Below are 16477 nucleotides of genomic sequence, written 5' to 3' on the forward strand. Positions count from 1 at the left end.
AACTGCGCGCCATTGCACACTCTTTGCACAATCGCGCTGAATTTTCCTACGGTACTCCCATGACTTTCGCCACCCTTGGCCTGATCGAACCTTTGCTGCGCGCTCTCGAGACGCTCGGCTACCAGACCCCTACGCCGGTGCAGACACAAGCGATTCCGGCGGTGCTGGCCGGTCGTGACCTGATGGCAGCAGCCCAGACCGGCACCGGCAAGACCGCCGGTTTCGCCTTGCCGCTGCTGCAATTGCTGGCCATGGAAGGGCCGAAAGTCAGCGCCAACTCCGTGCGCGCACTGATCCTGGTGCCGACCCGCGAACTGGCCGAGCAGGTTCACGAAAGCGTGCGTCAGTACGCCGCGAACCTGCCGTTGAGCACGTACGCGGTGTACGGCGGCGTCAGCATCAACCCACAAATGATGAAGCTGCGCAAAGGCGTCGACCTGTTGGTGGCGACTCCGGGCCGCTTGCTCGACCTGTTCCGCCAGAACGCGCTCAAGTTCAACCAGTTGCAAACCCTGGTACTGGACGAAGCCGATCGTATGCTCGATCTGGGCTTTTCCGAAGAGCTGGGGAACATCTACAAAGCGCTGCCGAAGAAACGTCAGACGCTGTTGTTCTCCGCGACCTTCTCCGACGCCATCCGCACGCTGGCCGGGCAAATGCTCAACGACCCGCTGAGTATCGAAGTCAGCCCGCGCAACGTGGCCGCCAACACCGTCAAGCAATGGGTGGTGACGGTGGACAAGAAACGCAAGTCGGAGCTGTTCGTTCACTTGATGCGCAAGGGCAAGTGGAAGCAGGTGCTGGTGTTTGCCAAGACCCGTAACGGCGTAGATGCACTGGTGGAAAAACTCCAGGGCCTGGGCATCAATGCCGACGGCATTCACGGCGACAAACCTCAGGCGACCCGTCAGCGGGCACTGGATCGTTTCAAGGCCAGCGAAGTGCAGATCCTTGTAGCCACCGACGTGGCAGCGCGTGGTCTGGATATCGAAGATTTGCCATTGGTGGTCAATTTCGACCTGCCGATCGTGGCAGAGGACTACATCCACCGTATCGGTCGCACCGGTCGTGCGGGCGCAACCGGGCAGGCTATTTCGCTGGTGTGCGCCGATGAGGTGAATCAGCTGTCAGCCATCGAGATGTTGACCCGTCAGACGTTGACTCGCCAGATGGAACAGGACTTCGAGCCTGAGCACCGCGTGCCGGATACTGATGCCAGCGGTCAGGTTGTCAAGAAGCCGAAAAAACCGAAGAAGCCAAAAACTTCGAGTGGCGGCAAGCGCAATTTGGGCAAGTGGGTTGAGAGCGGGGATGCTTCGGCGCCGGAGCCTTCGATCAAGCCTGTGCGTAAAGTGCCAGTGTTTAATACCGGGCCGCGTAAGCGTAAGCCTTGATCCTCTGAAGATCGTTCCCACGCTCTGCGTGGGAATGCCTCAATGGACGCTCTGCGTCCGCTTCGGTAGGGACGCGGAGCGTCCCGGGCTGCATTCCCACGCAGAGCGTGGGAACGATCAATGAAGAAGCAGCGTCAAGCTGTCAGCTACAAGCGGTAAGCTGAAATGCGCCCGTCTTGCAGCTTATAGCTTGTCGCTGGTCTTGAGCCACTCCACCATCCCCAACCCAGCCGCTCGACCACTGGCGAAACACGCGGTCAGCAGATAGCCGCCGGTCGGCGCTTCCCAATCGAGCATTTCACCCGCGCAGAACACGCCGGGCAGTTGCTTGAGCATCAAACGTTCATCCATCGACTCGAACATCACGCCCCCCGCGCTGCTGATGGCCTCGTCCAATGGCCGGGTTTTCACCAGCGTCAGCGGCAATGCCTTGATCGCTTTGGCCAGCAATGCCGGATCGGTAAAGTAGTCGGCCGGTGTCAGTTCGCGCAGCAACGCCGCTTTCACGCCATCAAGCCCCAGCTGACTGTGCAGGTGTTTGGACATGGAACGAGAGCCACGCGGTTTACTCAGCGCAGTTTGAATTTTATCCACAGGCTTGCCCGGCAACAGATCGAGATGAATGGTTGCCGAGCCATGTTGATTGATCGCTTCGCGGATCGGTGCCGACAAGGCGTAGATCAAACTGCCTTCAATTCCCGTGGCAGTGATCACGCATTCTCCGAGTCGCGGCACGTCGTCATTGAGGCCAATGGCGATGTTTTTCAGCGGGGCACCTGCGAATTTGCTGACCATCAGTTCGCTCCAAGCCTGCACCTCGAAGCCGCAATTGCTCGGTTGCAATGGCGCCAGTCCTACACCGCGCTGTTCCAGCGGCAGCATCCAGGCACCGTCCGAACCGAGACGCGACCAACTGCCGCCGCCGAGGGCCAGTAAGGTCGCATCCACTTGAACGTGTTTTTCGCCTTCGGGACTGTCGATGCGCAAGTCACCGTTGTCATCCCAACCGAGCCAGCGATGGCGGGTGTGGATAACTACGCCGGCATCGCGCAGGCGTTTGAGCCAGGCACGTAACAGGGGCGCGGCTTTCATGTCTGTGGGAAACACCCGGCCGGAGCTGCCGACAAAGGTTTCGATGCCCAGATCATGAATCCATTGGCACAAGGCGTCGGCGCCGAAGGACCGTAACAGCGGTGCAATCTGCGGCGCCCGTTTGGCATAGCGTGAGAGAAACGCCGGGTAGGTTTCGGAATGGGTGATGTTCATGCCGCCGACGCCGGCGAGGAGGAATTTTCGCCCCACTGAAGGCATGCCGTCGTACAGGTCGACTTTGATCCCGGCCTGGCTCAGCACTTCAGCCGCCATCAAACCGGCAGGGCCGCCGCCGATGATGGCGACGCGAGGGGGGAGGGAAGTGGAGGGCTGGGTCATGGAATGCGCTGCGGTTTGGCGGAATGAAGCCGGGCATTCTATCAGCCCCGATCAATGTGGGAGCGGGCTTGCTCGCGAAAGCGGTGGGTCAGTCGATATCAATGTTGATTGTTAAATCGCCTTCGCGAGCAAGCCCGCTCCCACATTTGATCTTCGGTGTTCTCAAAAGGCTGGTTAAAAAACAACCACCGTTCTGAAGCCTACACCCCGCATGGCCTGCAGCCCCTTTCACTCAGGTTATCCACAGGCGGTTCCACAGGCATTGTGGGTAAAGACCCATAGATCAATGACAACCTGATGACTGCCAGACCCGTTGGGCGCTGTGATGGAGGATTCCATGGCGGCGCGCCAGGGCCTTGCGGTCCTTGCTGTAGCCGCCGCCGATCACGCCGACCACCGGAATATCCCGGCCCAGGCAATGACGCATCACGCTTTCATCGCGAGCGGCGACGCCTTCGTCTGTCAGCTTCAGATAACCCAAGGCGTCGTCCTTATGCACGTCGACGCCGGCGTCGTACAGCACCAGGTCCGGTTGGTAGAGCGGCAGCAAATAGTTGAGCGCGTCGTCCACCACTTTCAGGTAATCGGCATCGCCCATGCCCATCGGCAACGGAATGTCCCAGTCACTTTCGGCTTTGCGTGCAGGAAAATTCTTTTCGCAGTGCAGGGAAACGGTCACTGCCTCCGGGGTGTTGTGCAGAATCCGTGCAGTCCCGTCGCCCTGATGCACATCGCAATCGAAGATCAGCACGCGATTTACTCGGCCACTTTCCAGCAGGTAATGGCTGATCACCGCCAAGTCATTGAAGATGCAGAACCCGGCGGGATGATCGTAATGCGCGTGGTGAGTGCCACCAGCCAGGTGACAAGCCAAACCATGCTCCAGTGCCTGTTCGGCCGCCAGCAGCGAGCCACCGACCGCCCGCACCGTGCGCCGGGCCAGCGCTTCGCTCCAGGGCAAGCCGAGGCGTCGCTGGTCTTCGCGGGACAATTCGCCGCCCATGTAGCGTTCGATATACGCAGGGTCATGGGCGAGGGCGAGAATCTCTGGCGGGCAGAGGTCCGGGCGCAGCAAGTCGGTGTCGCGGGTCAGGCCACTGTCCACCAGGTGATCGCGCAGCAGGCGAAACTTGTCCATGGGGAAGCGGTGATCCGCCGGGAATTCGGGGCTGTAGTCTTCGTGGTAGATCAATGGCAGGGGCATGGCTGATTTATACAGGAAGGCATGTAGGAATGAGTGAAGGATCCTAGGGGCTGTATGAAAACTCGCCGAGCGGCGATCAGGCAAGGCAAAAACAGGCGAGGACGCGGAGTTTAGGGGACCTAAATGAGCATTCCGAGCCTGTTTTTAACGCAGCATGATCGTCGCGCAGGCAGTTTTCGTGCAGTGCCTACCAGCGATGTAGACTTGCGGGATAGGAAAGGGGGATGAGATGGAGCCGATACTGGAACTCGAAAGCGCACGACTGTTGTTGCGGCAGTGGCGTGACGAGGATTTACCGGCGTTTGCGGCGATGTGCGCCGATCCACAGGTGATGCGTTATTTTCCGGCACCCTTGAGTCGACTGGAAAGTGCCTCGTTGATCGGGCGGATTCGCGGGCATTTTGCCGAGCATGGTTTCGGCCTCTGGGCACTGGAGCGCAAAGACACCGGGGCATTCATCGGCTTTACCGGCCTCGGCGTGGTCGGCTTCGATGCGCCATTCACGCCGGCCATCGAAATCGGCTGGCGCCTGGCACGCGAGCACTGGGGCTTGGGTTATGCCAGTGAGGCGGCGTGGACCGCTCTGCGCTGCGGGTTTGATCGGTTGGCGCTGCAAGAGGTCGTCGCATTCACCACCAAGACCAATCTGCCATCCGAGAAAGTCATGCAAGCAATCGGCATGCACCATGCCCCTGCCGATGACTTCGAGCACCCGCGGCTTGCAGCCGATCATCCGCTGCGCCCGCACGTGTTGTACCGCATCACCCGTGAGCAATGGCTGCAAACCTTGCATGGATAAGCAGGCGCGGACGTTTACAATGGCCCTCATGTTGAACCGGGCCATAAACTGAATCGACCGCCGCAGCCAAGACTGCGCGGCATTGCGTTGTGTGAGGAGAGTCTGAATGAGCCAAGTGTTGGAAGATCTGGTAGACCTGCTGACCCTGGAACCGATCGAAGAAAACCTGTTCCGTGGCCGCAGCCAAGACCTGGGTTTTCGTCAGCTGTTCGGTGGCCAGGTACTTGGCCAGTCCCTGTCGGCGGCCAGTCAGACCGTCGAGCCGGCGCGCCATGTGCATTCGATGCACGGTTATTTCCTGCGCCCGGGCGATGCCAAGTTGCCGGTGGTGTATCAGGTCGATCGGGTGCGCGATGGCGGAAGTTTCAGTACGCGCCGGGTGACGGCGATCCAGAAGGGCAATCCGATTTTCACCTGCAGCGCCTCGTTCCAGTACGACGAAGAAGGCTTCGAGCACCAGACTGAGATGCCGCAAGTGGTCGGCCCGGAAAACCTGCCGTCGGAGCTGGAACTCACTCAGCAGCGCGCGCACCTGATCCCTGAGCACATGCGTGAAAAACTGTTGTGCCCGAAACCGATCGAAGTCCGGCCGGTGACCGAAAAAGACCCCTACAACCCTCAACCTGCCGACCCAGTCAAATACGTCTGGTTCCGCGCCGACGGTGCCTTGGCCGACACCCCGGCGCTGCACAAATACCTGCTGGCCTACGCGTCGGACTTCGGCCTGCTGACCACCTCGATGCTGCCCCACGGCAAATCGGTCTGGCAGAAAGACATGCAGGTCGCCAGCCTTGATCACGCCTTGTGGTTCCACGCCGACCTGCGCGCCGATGACTGGTTGCTGTATGCCATGGACAGCCCGTGGGCCGGCAATTCGCGCGGATTCTCCCGCGGTAGCGTGTTCAACCGTGCCGGGCAACTGGTGGCTTCGGTCACTCAGGAAGGCCTGATTCGTCATCGCAAGGATTGGGCATGAGCCTGGCTGAGGTGCGGCACTGGGTGTTCGACATGGACGGCACCCTGACGGTGGCGGTGCATGACTTCGCGGCGATTCGCATGGCGTTGGCGATTCCCGCCGAAGACGACATCCTCACCCACCTCGCGGCACTGCCGGCCGATGAAGCCGCGGCCAAACACGCGTGGCTGCTGGAGCACGAGCGGGATCTGGCGTTGGGTTCGAAGCCGGCGCCGGGCGCGGTGGAACTGGTGCGTGAGTTGGCCGGGCGCGGTTATCGTCTGGGCATTCTCACGCGCAATGCTCGCGAGCTGGCGCATGTCACGCTGGAGGCGATTGGCCTGGCGGACTGCTTTGCGGCAGAGGATGTACTGGGCCGCGATGAAGCACCGCCCAAGCCGCATCCTGGTGGGTTGCTGAAGCTGGCCGAAGCCTGGAAAGTGCAGGCGAGCGAAATGGTGATGGTTGGTGATTACCGCTTCGATCTGGATTGCGGGCGTGCGGCGGGGACGCGGACGGTGTTGGTGAATCTGCCGGATAATCCGTGGCCGGAGTTGACTGATTGGCATGCTGCCGATTGCGTGGCGTTGCGGCAGATGCTTTTGGCTTGAGGGCCTCTTCGCGGGCAAGCCTCGCTCCTACAGAATGGCGGTGGGAGCAAGGAACGCGACATTACCTGTGGGAGGGGGCTTGCTCGCGAAGGCGTCAGATCAGACGCCAAAAAAACTCACTGACCAAACAACACCTTCTGCCCCTCTGGCGATGTAAACATCCCATCACCATCATGCCCGACCCCGGGCACTTCGATCAGTTGCTGACTCAACCCTTGAGAATGGCGTCGCTTCAGATAATTGAAATAATTGCGCCCACGAATCAGTCGAGAAGCACCTTGGGCTTTGGCTTCACAACTTTTATCCAGCGCCGGATGATTCGGGTCGATGTCCTGCTGCCCGAGTAAATAAACGATGTCACGTTTGACGTAGTTTTCTTCAAGTTGCGCAGGTGTTTGCCCATCGGCATAAGCGGGCAGCTCCGCCAGCCCGTACTTCCATCGATTGAAATTCGGACACTTCGCATGACTGAACGCCACCGGCCGTTGCTCATTGAAGTAGGCATATGAGGAAGGGTTGGCGATCACATAGCGCACTTTCACTCCCTCCGTCTCGAGGGCTGGCTGAGGGTGACCCAGCAAGGCATAACGCTGAACCACCTGAGCGCCGCCGGAGTGACCGGCAATGACGATTTGCTTCACGTCCGGAAACTGTCGCCGATCGCCCAGTCGAGCGATGATTTCGTCGAGCGCCGCATAGGAACTCAGCGTAAACGGCGCGGTGGATAAGCCGCCGGCCATCCAGTCATTACCTTGCCAGCGTAAAACGCTGTCAGGCACCGTATGGCTCGCAATGTCGGCTTCGTTGAGAAACTGCGGGGCGAGCACCAACGTGTTGGCGCTTTGTCCGGCCTGCTCGGCTGCGCGTTCGGCGCTTTGGCGATAGGTTTCAGCATTGCGTAATCGACCATGGACGATGATCAGTACGCGTTCGATTTTCGCCGGTGTCGGGCCAATGCTCACCGCGATTTCCCCGGCGCTCAGCAACAAGCGCCCGGAACTGATCGCCTTGACCCCTTGCTCGGCAGCCTGGGTGCTTGCGCAGGTAATTAACAGAGTTAGCAGCCACTTACGCATCACAGATTCTTCGCGGCAAAGGTATCGCACTCGCCAACTTGGCCTTGTGCGAACCCGGCCTTGAACCAGCGCACTCGCTGGGCCGAAGTGCCGTGGGTGAAGGAGTCCGGCACCACGCGGCCCTGACCTTGCTGTTGCAAGCGGTCGTCGCCGATGGCGTTGGCGGCGTTCAAGGCTTCTTCGATGTCACCGGGTTCCAGCCAGTTCAGACGTTTTTGCGCATTGTTGGCCCAGACGCCGGCCAGGCAATCGGCCTGCAGTTCCTGGCGCACCAGCAAACCGTTGTCGCCTTCCATCTGCCGGCCCTGTTGGCGAGCGGTTTGAATCTTCGCTGAAACGCCGAGCAAGGTCTGCACGTGGTGCCCGATTTCGTGAGCGATCACGTAGGCCTGGGCGAAGTCGCCCGCGGCGGAAAAGCGTTGAGACATCTCTTGGAAGAAACTCATGTCCAGGTAGACCTTCTGGTCAGCCGGGCAATAGAAGGGACCGGTTGCTGAAGTCGCCAGGCCGCAGGCCGAGTTGACGCGGTTGCTGAACAGCACCAGGGTCGGATCTTTATATTGCCGATCGGCCTGCTGGAAAATCTGGCGCCAGGTGTCTTCGGTATCGCCGAGGATCGAGCGCACGAATTCGGCCCCTTCATCATTGGCCGGTGGCGCCTTGCGGGTTTGTGTGGGGGCCGGGGCTGACTGTTCGCTCATTTGCCCGGTCAGTTGGCCGAGGATCTGCAGCGGGTCCTGGCCGGTGATCCAGCCGATCCCGACGATCAACAGGATCGCCGTCAGGCTCAGGCCCTTGCCTCCACCGAAGCGCATCCCACCGCCCCCACCATCGCCACGTGCATCGACCACGTTGTCGCTGCGTCGGCCTTTTTTCCAAAGCATGGGGGATCCTCTTTTTTACCTGATGAAGGCGCATGGTGATGAGTGTTGCCGGTGAGTAGGTATGGCGCCAGTCCGGTCGTCTGACAGCCCTTGGCGACATGGGTTCTCAGAAGTGGCGACATTAGCGGTTTCATGGACGGACGGGTACTGCAGATCGATCAAGACTACTGCCGGGCAGGTTCCAGATTTTGCTTACCTAGAGTTGTCTTTTAGAATCAGCCAAACTTCATTCGGAATCTCCCATGGCAGGCAGTCAGATCGAACGTGTTTTCAGCGTGCTGGAAAGCCTTACCGGTGAACCCCAAGGTTTACCGATGCAGACCCTGGCCGAGCAATTGGACATTCCCAAGAGTGCAACCCACCGTCTACTCGCCGAACTGATTCGTCTGGGGTATGTGCGGCAGAATCCGGAAAACCTGCGTTATCACTTATCGACCAAACTGGTCGCCATGGGCTTTCGTTATTTGTCCGGCAGTGGTGCGGATATTGTGCAGCCAGTGTTGGATCGGCTGGCCCGGGAGACCGGTGAGCTGGTGCGTCTTGGGGTGATCGAAGGCGAGCGCCAGACCTGGATCGCCAAATCCCAGGGAGCCCGTTCCGGCCTGCGTTACGACCCGGACATGGGGCGCGATGCGCCGCTGTTCTATACCGCTTCGGGGCATGCGTGGCTGGCCTGCATGAGCGATGCCGAAGCGTTGTCGCTGGTTGAGCGCCAGGCAGTCGAGAAGCCCGAGGGCCTGGGACCCAATGCGCCACGCTCCAACATCGAACTGCTGGAGCGGCTGCGCCTGGCGCGCGAGCAGGGCTATGCCTGGGTTGAGGAAAGTTCGGCGGTAGGCACGTCGGCGATTGCTGCGGTTATCCGTCATCCATTGCAGGGGCGAGTGATCGGTGTGCTCAGCATTGCCGGACCGAGCGCGCGGATGCCGGGGGCGCGACTGCATGAACTGGCACCGACGTTGTTGGCGTTTGCCCAAGAGCTTTCGGCAGCGAGTCAGGCGTCGGAACTCTTTAGCTGATAGCGCTTGCACCCATCGATTTGGAAGTCGATTAAAAAACCGTGCGTTGTTCGCACACTTTCAGGCGATGCGACTTTAAGAAAATGGAACCTGGTTCTAAATTATTGGAATTATCCCGCCAGAAGAGAGCCTCGCCTTGACGTCGCCTATCAGTACCCCGCTCTCCGGCGTCAATCATCCTTTCAAAGGCATCCTGCTGGTAGTGGTCGCGACCTTTCTGTTTTCCAGCCATGACGCCTTGTCGAAATACCTCTGCGGGTTCTATCCGGTCGTCATGGTGGTCTGGGCTCGCTATGTGATTCACACCTTGTTGATGGCCGGGATTTTTCTGCCGCAATCCGGGTTGCGCGTCCTGCGCACCAAGCGGCCATTGCTGCAGTTGATGCGGGCGTTGTGCTTATTGGGAACCAGCCTGCTATTTACCAGTGCGCTGTTGTTCATCCCGTTGGCCGAAGCCACGGCGGTGAATTTTCTCGCACCGGTATTGGTGACGGCGCTGTCGGTGCCACTGCTCGGTGAACAGGTGACGCGCGGCCAATGGCTGGCGGTGGTGTGTGGATTTATCGGGGTGTTGATCATCGTCCATCCCGGCGGCGAACTGTTCACGCCTGCGGTGTTGCTGCCGTTCTGCTCGGCGCTGTTTTTCTGTTTCTATCAGCTGCTCACCCGCAAGCTCAGCGAAATCGACAGCCCGACCACCAGCAATTTTTTCGCCGGGCTCTGCAATACGTTGGTGATGAGCGCGCTGGTGCCGTTCTTCTGGCAAGTGCCCAGCCTGGGTCATGGGTTTTTGATGGTGGCGCTGGGGGCGTGCGGGATGACGGCGCATCTGTTTCTGACTCAGGCCTTCCGTCACGCCGCGCCCGCGTTGTTGGCGCCGTTCGGCTATTGCCAGATTGTCTTTGCCGGTTTGCTGGGCTGGTTGCTGTTTTCTCACACGCCGACTCTGACCACCGTGGTCGGGATCGCGGTGATTTGCTGCAGCGGGTTGGCGGCGGCGTGGCAACAACGTAGGCAGTAGGAGAGGGCAGGCCTGGAATCAGGCCTGCCGGAGGAAGGGAGTTTACTCGGTGACGGTAGGAATCTTGCGCGGTGCCATGAAGTACATCCAGATCAGTGCGATGAAGTACATCGCCGGAATCATGGTGAACAGCACGGTGTAGTTGTTGTTGGTGATCGTCAGAATGTGGCCGACCAACTGGGTCATGAACATCCCGCCGATGGCCGCGCACATCCCGCCGAAGCCGAACACCGTACTCATCATGTGCTTGGGCGTGTAGTCCATCACCAGGCTCCAGATGTTCGCGGTCCAGGCCTGGTGCGCACCGATGGCCAGGGAGATGGCAAACACTGCGAGCCACAGGCTGCTTGAGCCGGCGGCCATGACCACGCCGATGATGCAGCAGGCGAACAGGAACATGGACATCAGTCGTGCCTTGATCGGATTGACCCCGCGACCGATCAGGAACGAGGACAGAATCCCGCCGCCGACACTGCCGAAGTCAGCGGTGAGGTAGATGATGATCAGCGGGATACCCATCTGGGTCACGTTGATTCCCAGGTTGTATTGCTGATTGAGAAACGGCGGCAGCCAGTACAGGTAGAACCAAAACACCGGCGCGGTGATCGAGTAGGCGAGGGCGAAGGCCCAGGTGCCACGCATGCGCAGGATTCGCGAGAACGGTACGCGGGATTGTTCCGGCTCGACTTCCTTCTGGATGTAGTCCAGTTCCGATTGTTTGACGCTCGGGTGATCTTCCGGGTTGAAGTACTTCAGGCCCCAGAACAGCAACCAGATGCCGCCCAGTGCCGCCATGCACAGGAACGCGGCTTGCCAGCCCCAGGCGTGGAGGATCAGCGGCAGCAGCATTGGCGTGAACATCGCGCCGACGTTGGTCCCGGCGTTGAAGATGCCGGTGGCCACGGCACGCTCACCGGCGGGGAACCACAAGCGGGTGGTTTTCACGCAGGCCGGGTAATTCGCTGCTTCAGTCAAGCCGAGAATGAACCGGCAGACCATGAAGCCCACCGCCGAAGTGGCTAGACCATGGGCGCCGGTGGCCAGGCTCCAGAGCAGCACCGCGCAGAAGAACACGCGTTTAACGCCGACCCGGTCGATCAACCGGCCCTGCAGCACAAAGCCGATGGCGTAGCCGACCTGAAACCAGAAGTTGATGTTGGCGTAGTCCATCGCCGTCCAGCTCATTTCCTTGGCCAGGATCGGCTGCATGACGCCCAGGGCGGCGCGGTCGATGTAGTTCAGAGTGGTGGCGAAAAACACCAGCGCCAGCATTCCCCAGCGGGTTTTGCCGACTGCCATGGCGCCGCGGATTTTGTCGCCGATACCGCCGGTGGCGACGCCCATGGCCGGAGCCACGCGAGAGCTTTGAGAAGGAAACATGTAGGTGCCATCCGTTCAATGACTGACAAGCGAGGCTTGTCGGGACTTCAAGGGCGCGTGATCAATCGACGGTGCAAGGCGCGGGTGTGATTGATCGGCTGAGGTGTTTTCGTCGGACCGACGACAACGCGTTATTCAGCGAGCGGCACGGTTCGGCCGAGAGGGCGCAAGGTTCGGATGGATGCCAGGTACGGCGTGAGGGCGGTGGAGCAAGCAAACAAGGCGTTGAATGAGCGCATGAGCGTGTACCCGTTTTTTGAAATTTTTATGTGGTGTTCAGGGTCTTTGGTAACCGAGTCCATGGGGTTGTGACCGGACTCAATGTGGTGTCGATGTTGCGCAGTGGACGAAAAATCGTCAATTCGCCAACTGCCATTGTGTTCGATAATCGCCCGCAAAACTAACCGGGTAGTACACTTTGAATTGCTGTGTGGATTCGTCAAGCCAATAATTTGCCCAAGACAAACGCTACCCCCGTAGGAGCTGCCGAAGGCTGCGATCTTTTGATCTTGATTCTGACGCCTGACCTATTGCTGAAGGCAAAGTCAAAAGATCGCAGCCTTCGGCAGCTCCTACGCCCTGACAAGAAATTTCCCTACCACCGGGAGTCGACACATGCAGCGTTCCATTGCCACCGTTTCCTTGAGCGGCACCCTGCCGGAAAAACTCGAAGCCATCGCCGCCGCCGGTTTTGACGGGGTGGAGATTTTTGAGAATGACCTTCTCTACTACGACGGCAGCCCACGGGAAATCAGACAGATGTGCGCCGATCTCGGGATCGCCATCACGCTGTTTCAACCCTTTCGGGATTTCGAAGGTTGCCGCCGCGATCGCCTGCCACGCAATCTGGAGCGGGCCGAGCGCAAGTTCGATTTGATGCAGGAACTGGGCACCGACCTGGTGCTGGTGTGCAGCAACGCCTCGGCCGACTCCATAGGTGAAGAGCAAATCCTGATTGATGATTTGCACCAGCTCGCAGAGCGGGCCAGCATTCGTAGCCTGCGGATTGGCTATGAAGCGCTGGCCTGGGGCCGGCATGTGAACACATATCAACAGGTGTGGAATATCGTTCGCCAGGCCGATCATCCAAGCCTCGGTGTATTGCTGGACAGTTTTCATACGCTGTCGCTCAAGGGCGACCCGAGCGCCATCGCCGATATTCCCGGCGACAAGATTTTCTTCGTGCAAATGGCCGACGCGCCGATCCTGGCCATGGATGTGCTGGAGTGGAGCCGGCATTTCCGCTGTTTCCCGGGCCAGGGCGAATTCGATCTACCGGGCTTCCTCGCGCCCATCATCAAGAGTGGCTACACCGGGCCGCTGTCGCTGGAGATCTTCAACGACGGCTTTCGCGCCGCACCGCCACGGGCCAACGCCGCCGACGGTTTGCGTTCGTTGCTGTATCTGGAAGAGAAAACCCGCCAACGTCTGGAACAGGAAGCCACGCCCGCAACCAATCGCGACATTCTGTTCGACACCCCAAGCGCCAGCGAATACAACGGCATCGAGTTTCTTGAATTCGCGGTGGACGAAAGCCTCGGTGCCAAGCTGTCCCATTGGCTGGAGCGGCTGGGTTTCGTAAAGGCCGGGCAGCACCGTTCCAAGAGTGTCAGCCTGTTGCGTCAGGGCGATATCAACCTGATCCTCAACTCTGAACCTTATTCCTTCGCCCACAGTTTTTTCGAGGCACACGGCCCATCGCTGTGCGCCACCGCCGTGCGGGTCAAGGACAGCGCCAGTGCGCTGGCCCGTGCCGTGGCTTACAAAGGCCAGCCCTATCGCGGACTCGTTGGTCCCAATGAGCTCGAACTGGCAGCGGTGCGTGCGCCGGATGGCAGCCTGATTTACCTGGTGGACCAGGGCGACGATGTCTACGGCACCGACTTCAATCTGCAACCGACGGCCGTGGCCAGCGGTGGCCTCAAGCGTATCGACCATATGGCGATGGCACTGCCCGCCGACAGCCTCGACAGTTGGGTGCTGTTCTATAAAAGCCTGATGGATTTCGAAGCCGACGATGAAGTGGTGCTGCCCGACCCGTATGGTTTGGTGAAGAGCCGCGCATTGCGCAGCCGATGCAGTTCGATCCGCTTGCCGCTGAACATTTCCGAGAACCGCAACACCGCCATCTCTCACGCGCTGTCGAGTTATCGCGGTTCCGGCGTGCATCACATCGCTTTCGATTGCGACGACATTTTTGCCGAGGTCAGCCGCGCCAAGGAAGCGGGCGTGCCGCTGCTGGATATCCCGCTCAACTACTACGATGACCTCGCGGCGCGGTTCGATTTCGACGATGAGTTCCTCAGCGAACTGGCCTATTTCAACGTGCTCTATGACCGCGATGCCCAGGGCGGCGAGCTGTTTCATGTCTACACCGAGCCGTTCGAAGGGCGGTTCTTCTTTGAAATCATCCAGCGCAAAAACGGCTACGCGGGTTACGGCGCGGCCAACGTGGCAGTGCGACTGGCGGCCATGGCTAAATCGCGAAGTGGTGGCGTACGTCAGGCAAAGTTGTAGGAAAATCGTAAACACGGGTACAAAACCGCTGCCTCGCGGCTTCCTTCACCGCGCGCAGCGGCCCATAATCGCCTGCTTGTGCAGTGATGGCCGTGAGCCCGCAATGACAATAATTTCAGAACTCTCCGTAGCGCCCGAAATGCCAATTGCCGAGCCTCGCAAGAGTCGCAAGAACAATCCGGAAAAGACCCGCGAGAACATCCTTCAAGAGGCCATTGTCGAGTTCGTTCAGCAGGGGCTTTCCGGTGCGCGCGTCGATGCGATCGCCGACCGCATCCACACCTCCAAACGCATGATCTATTACTACTTCGGCAGTAAGGAGCAGCTCTACGTCGAGGTGCTGGAGAAACTCTACGGGGATATCCGCAGCACCGAAAACCGTCTGCACCTGGCCGAACTGGCGCCGGTGGAAGCGATTCGGCGATTGGTGGAATTCACCTTCGATCACCATGATCGCAACGTCGATTTCGTGCGTATCGTCAGCATCGAGAACATTCACAACGCCGAGTACGTGAAGCGCTCCGATGCGATCAAGGCGATGAACAACACCATCCTCGATTCACTGGGCGAGATTTTGCGTCGTGGCTCCGAAGAAGGTGTATTCCGCACTGACCTCGATCCATTGGATGTGCATCTGCTGATCAGCTCGTTTTGCTTCTATCGCGTATCGAACCGTCATACCTTCGGTGAGATCTTTCAGATCGATTTGCCGGACGAAAACATCAAGCAGCGTCATCGGGAGATGATTTGCGAGTCGGTTTTGCGATACCTGCAGGCCTGATTTGTAGGTGCCTTAAAAGATCGCAGCCTGCGGCAACTCCTACAGGATCGGTTAAACGCCGATTACCCTGTAGGAGCTGCCGAAGGCTGCGATCTTTTGATCTTCAACCATTCATGCTCTGAAAATGCGCCAGCATCCGCTGAGCATCCGGCACCACGCCGCTGAACAGTTCAAACGCTTTCACCGCCTGAAACACCGCCATGTTGCCGCCATCCAGGGTTCGGCAACCCAGCGCGCGAGCGTTGCGCAGCAGTTCGGTTTCCAGTGGGAAGTAAACGATCTCCGCAACCCACAACTGCGCCCGAAGCAGCTCTACTGGCACGGGCATGCCCGGCAGCTTTTTCATGCCCATCGGCGTGGTATTCACCAAGCCGTCAGCCTGACCCAGCGTGCCTGGCAAATCATGCCCGGCCACGGCGCGGCCGAAACCGAAATGCTGATTGAGGTTGTTCGCCAACGACTGAGCGCGACTTTGATCCACATCGAAAATGCTCAGCAGCTGTACGCCTTCGCTCAATAGCGCGTGGGCCACTGCCGCGCCTGCGCCACCGGCACCCATTTGCACCACACGATCACGGGCAACGTCCTTCAAACCACGGCGAAAGCCTTCGGCAAAACCCAGGCAATCGGTGTTGTGGCCGATGCGTTTACCGTCCTTCAGCACCACCGTATTCACCGCGCCAATACCGCGTGCCTCCGGCGACAATTCGTCGAGCAACGGGATGATCGTCTGCTTGCACGGGAAGGTGATGTTCAGCCCGGTGAAATTCATCCGTTCGGCGGCCATCAGCAGGTCGGGCAGGGCGCTGCTGTCGAGTTTCAACTGATCCAGATCGATCAACCGATACAGGTAACGCAAACCCTGCGCATCGCCTTCATGCTCGTGCAGCGCCGGGGTGCGGGAAGCCTGAATGCCGGCACCGATCAGCCCGGCCAATATCACGGTGTTCTGTGTCATGACGCTTAACCTTCCAAACGTTGGCTGAAATGCTCCAGCGCCAAACGATAGCCGTGGCTGCCGAAACCGCACATGACCGCGGTGGCGATGGACGAAACAAAGGAGTGATGCCGGAAGGGTTCGCGGGCATGGACGTTGGACAAGTGTACTTCGATCACCGGCAATTCGCTGGCGACCAAGGCATCGCGAATGGCAACCGAGGTGTGAGTCCACGCGGCCGGGTTGATGACGATCCCGGCGCAGCGGCCACGGGCGGCGTGAATCCAGTCGAGCAGTTCGCCTTCATGGTTGGTCTGGCGAAATTCCACTGTCAGGCCGAACTCTTCGGCAGCGCGACCGCACAGCGCTGAAATGTCTGCCAGGGTTTCATGGCCGTAAGTCGCCGGTTCACGGGTGCCCAGCAGGTTCAGGTTCGGGCCGTTGAGCACCAGAACGATAGGGGACATG

The 16477-nt window shown here is 59.5% G+C and carries 15 protein-coding genes; 8 read left to right on the top strand and 7 right to left on the bottom strand.

Annotation, left to right across the window (positions count from 1 at the left end):
* Positions 1-59 precede the first annotated feature (59 nt).
* Positions 60-1394: a DEAD/DEAH box helicase gene (locus F6R97_RS18545; RefSeq protein WP_315866908.1), complete on the top strand. Its 1335-nt coding sequence runs from the start codon at positions 60-62 to the stop codon at positions 1392-1394.
* A 183-nt stretch (positions 1395-1577) separates the two neighbouring features.
* On the opposite strand, the gene F6R97_RS18550 is transcribed toward F6R97_RS18545, so the two are convergent.
* Entirely contained in the window at positions 1578-2825 is a 1248-nt protein-coding gene (locus tag F6R97_RS18550) for a TIGR03862 family flavoprotein (protein WP_315866909.1), read from the bottom strand.
* A 283-nt stretch (positions 2826-3108) separates the two neighbouring features.
* Positions 3109-4029: a histone deacetylase gene (locus tag F6R97_RS18555; protein ID WP_038981422.1), complete on the bottom strand. Its 921-nt coding sequence runs from the start codon at positions 4027-4029 to the stop codon at positions 3109-3111.
* 229 nt (positions 4030-4258) lie between these two features.
* Here F6R97_RS18555 and F6R97_RS18560 point away from each other — a divergent pair, with 229 nt between their 5' ends.
* From F6R97_RS18560 to F6R97_RS18570, 3 genes are all read left to right on the top strand, one after another.
* Positions 4259-4828, top strand: coding sequence for a GNAT family N-acetyltransferase (locus tag F6R97_RS18560; RefSeq protein WP_038981423.1), 570 nt, complete (start codon positions 4259-4261; stop codon positions 4826-4828).
* A gap of 106 nt (positions 4829-4934) precedes the next feature.
* Positions 4935-5804 (top strand): acyl-CoA thioesterase II, encoded by an 870-nt coding sequence (gene tesB, locus F6R97_RS18565; RefSeq protein ID WP_050681419.1) that lies wholly within the window; start codon positions 4935-4937, stop codon positions 5802-5804.
* Positions 5801-6394: an HAD family hydrolase gene (locus F6R97_RS18570; protein WP_048396457.1), complete on the top strand. Its 594-nt coding sequence runs from the start codon at positions 5801-5803 to the stop codon at positions 6392-6394. Before tesB ends, F6R97_RS18570 begins: the two co-directional genes overlap by 4 nt.
* A 116-nt stretch (positions 6395-6510) precedes the next feature.
* On the opposite strand, the gene F6R97_RS18575 is transcribed toward F6R97_RS18570, so the two are convergent.
* Together F6R97_RS18575 and F6R97_RS18580 are read right to left on the bottom strand one after the other, a co-directional pair.
* Positions 6511-7470, bottom strand: a complete 960-nt coding sequence (locus F6R97_RS18575; protein ID WP_050681420.1) for an alpha/beta fold hydrolase — start codon at positions 7468-7470, stop codon at positions 6511-6513.
* Positions 7470-8354 carry a neutral zinc metallopeptidase gene (locus tag F6R97_RS18580; protein ID WP_038981429.1) on the bottom strand — a complete coding sequence of 295 codons (885 nt, stop codon included), beginning with the start codon at positions 8352-8354 and terminating at the stop codon, positions 7470-7472. The genes F6R97_RS18575 and F6R97_RS18580 overlap by 1 nt, the downstream gene beginning before the upstream one ends.
* A gap of 242 nt (positions 8355-8596) precedes the next feature.
* Between F6R97_RS18580 and F6R97_RS18585 the strand changes: the two genes are divergently transcribed.
* Together F6R97_RS18585 and F6R97_RS18590 are read left to right on the top strand one after the other, a co-directional pair.
* The gene (locus F6R97_RS18585; RefSeq protein WP_048396459.1) at positions 8597-9373 is read left to right on the top strand and encodes an IclR family transcriptional regulator; all 777 of its coding nucleotides are present in this window, start codon (positions 8597-8599) and stop codon (positions 9371-9373) included.
* Between the two features lie 136 nt (positions 9374-9509).
* The gene (locus F6R97_RS18590) at positions 9510-10394 is read left to right on the top strand and encodes a DMT family transporter (RefSeq protein WP_038981431.1); all 885 of its coding nucleotides are present in this window, start codon (positions 9510-9512) and stop codon (positions 10392-10394) included.
* Between the two features lie 42 nt (positions 10395-10436).
* On the opposite strand, the gene F6R97_RS18595 is transcribed toward F6R97_RS18590, so the two are convergent.
* Complete coding sequence (locus F6R97_RS18595; protein WP_409999805.1) at positions 10437-11774, bottom strand: MFS transporter; 1338 nt, start codon at positions 11772-11774, stop codon at positions 10437-10439.
* 615 nt (positions 11775-12389) lie between these two features.
* Here F6R97_RS18595 and quiC point away from each other — a divergent pair.
* On the top strand, positions 12390-14291 hold the full coding sequence (gene quiC, locus F6R97_RS18600) for a 3-dehydroshikimate dehydratase QuiC (RefSeq protein ID WP_315866910.1): 1902 nt from the start codon (positions 12390-12392) through the stop codon (positions 14289-14291).
* A 103-nt stretch (positions 14292-14394) separates the two neighbouring features.
* Positions 14395-15072: a TetR/AcrR family transcriptional regulator gene (locus tag F6R97_RS18605; protein WP_050681423.1), complete on the top strand. Its 678-nt coding sequence runs from the start codon at positions 14395-14397 to the stop codon at positions 15070-15072.
* 103 nt (positions 15073-15175) lie between these two features.
* Here F6R97_RS18605 and F6R97_RS18610 read toward each other — a convergent pair whose 3' ends face one another.
* Together F6R97_RS18610 and aroQ are read right to left on the bottom strand one after the other, a co-directional pair.
* The gene (locus tag F6R97_RS18610) at positions 15176-16030 is read right to left on the bottom strand and encodes a shikimate dehydrogenase (RefSeq protein WP_048396464.1); all 855 of its coding nucleotides are present in this window, start codon (positions 16028-16030) and stop codon (positions 15176-15178) included.
* Positions 16031-16035: 5 nt separating this feature from the next.
* Entirely contained in the window at positions 16036-16476 is a 441-nt protein-coding gene (gene aroQ, locus F6R97_RS18615) for a type II 3-dehydroquinate dehydratase (RefSeq protein WP_030129491.1), read from the bottom strand.
* Position 16477 lies beyond the last annotated feature (1 nt).

It is taken from the genome of Pseudomonas sp. JV414, from assembly GCF_032424305.1.
Taxonomy (GTDB): Bacteria; Pseudomonadota; Gammaproteobacteria; order Pseudomonadales; family Pseudomonadaceae; genus Aquipseudomonas; species Aquipseudomonas lini.

What these genes read in the sequence shown, in the direction of transcription:
- F6R97_RS18610 (WP_048396464.1), bottom strand. Translation starts at nt 16,030, where the DNA reads ATGACACAGAACACCGTGATATTGGCCGGGCTGATCGGTGCCGGCATT.
- quiC (WP_315866910.1), top strand. Translation starts at nt 12,390, where the DNA reads ATGCAGCGTTCCATTGCCACCGTTTCCTTGAGCGGCACCCTGCCGGAA.
- F6R97_RS18595 (WP_409999805.1), bottom strand. Translation starts at nt 11,774, where the DNA reads ATGTTTCCTTCTCAAAGCTCTCGCGTGGCTCCGGCCATGGGCGTCGCC.
- F6R97_RS18585 (WP_048396459.1), top strand. Translation starts at nt 8,597, where the DNA reads ATGGCAGGCAGTCAGATCGAACGTGTTTTCAGCGTGCTGGAAAGCCTT.
- F6R97_RS18605 (WP_050681423.1), top strand. Translation starts at nt 14,395, where the DNA reads ATGACAATAATTTCAGAACTCTCCGTAGCGCCCGAAATGCCAATTGCC.
- F6R97_RS18570 (WP_048396457.1), top strand. Translation starts at nt 5,801, where the DNA reads ATGAGCCTGGCTGAGGTGCGGCACTGGGTGTTCGACATGGACGGCACC.
- tesB (WP_050681419.1), top strand. Translation starts at nt 4,935, where the DNA reads ATGAGCCAAGTGTTGGAAGATCTGGTAGACCTGCTGACCCTGGAACCG.
- F6R97_RS18560 (WP_038981423.1), top strand. Translation starts at nt 4,259, where the DNA reads ATGGAGCCGATACTGGAACTCGAAAGCGCACGACTGTTGTTGCGGCAG.
- F6R97_RS18580 (WP_038981429.1), bottom strand. Translation starts at nt 8,354, where the DNA reads ATGCTTTGGAAAAAAGGCCGACGCAGCGACAACGTGGTCGATGCACGT.
- F6R97_RS18545 (WP_315866908.1), top strand. Translation starts at nt 60, where the DNA reads ATGACTTTCGCCACCCTTGGCCTGATCGAACCTTTGCTGCGCGCTCTC.
- F6R97_RS18575 (WP_050681420.1), bottom strand. Translation starts at nt 7,470, where the DNA reads ATGCGTAAGTGGCTGCTAACTCTGTTAATTACCTGCGCAAGCACCCAG.
- F6R97_RS18550 (WP_315866909.1), bottom strand. Translation starts at nt 2,825, where the DNA reads ATGACCCAGCCCTCCACTTCCCTCCCCCCTCGCGTCGCCATCATCGGC.
- F6R97_RS18555 (WP_038981422.1), bottom strand. Translation starts at nt 4,029, where the DNA reads ATGCCCCTGCCATTGATCTACCACGAAGACTACAGCCCCGAATTCCCG.
- aroQ (WP_030129491.1), bottom strand. Translation starts at nt 16,476, where the DNA reads ATGTCCCCTATCGTTCTGGTGCTCAACGGCCCGAACCTGAACCTGCTG.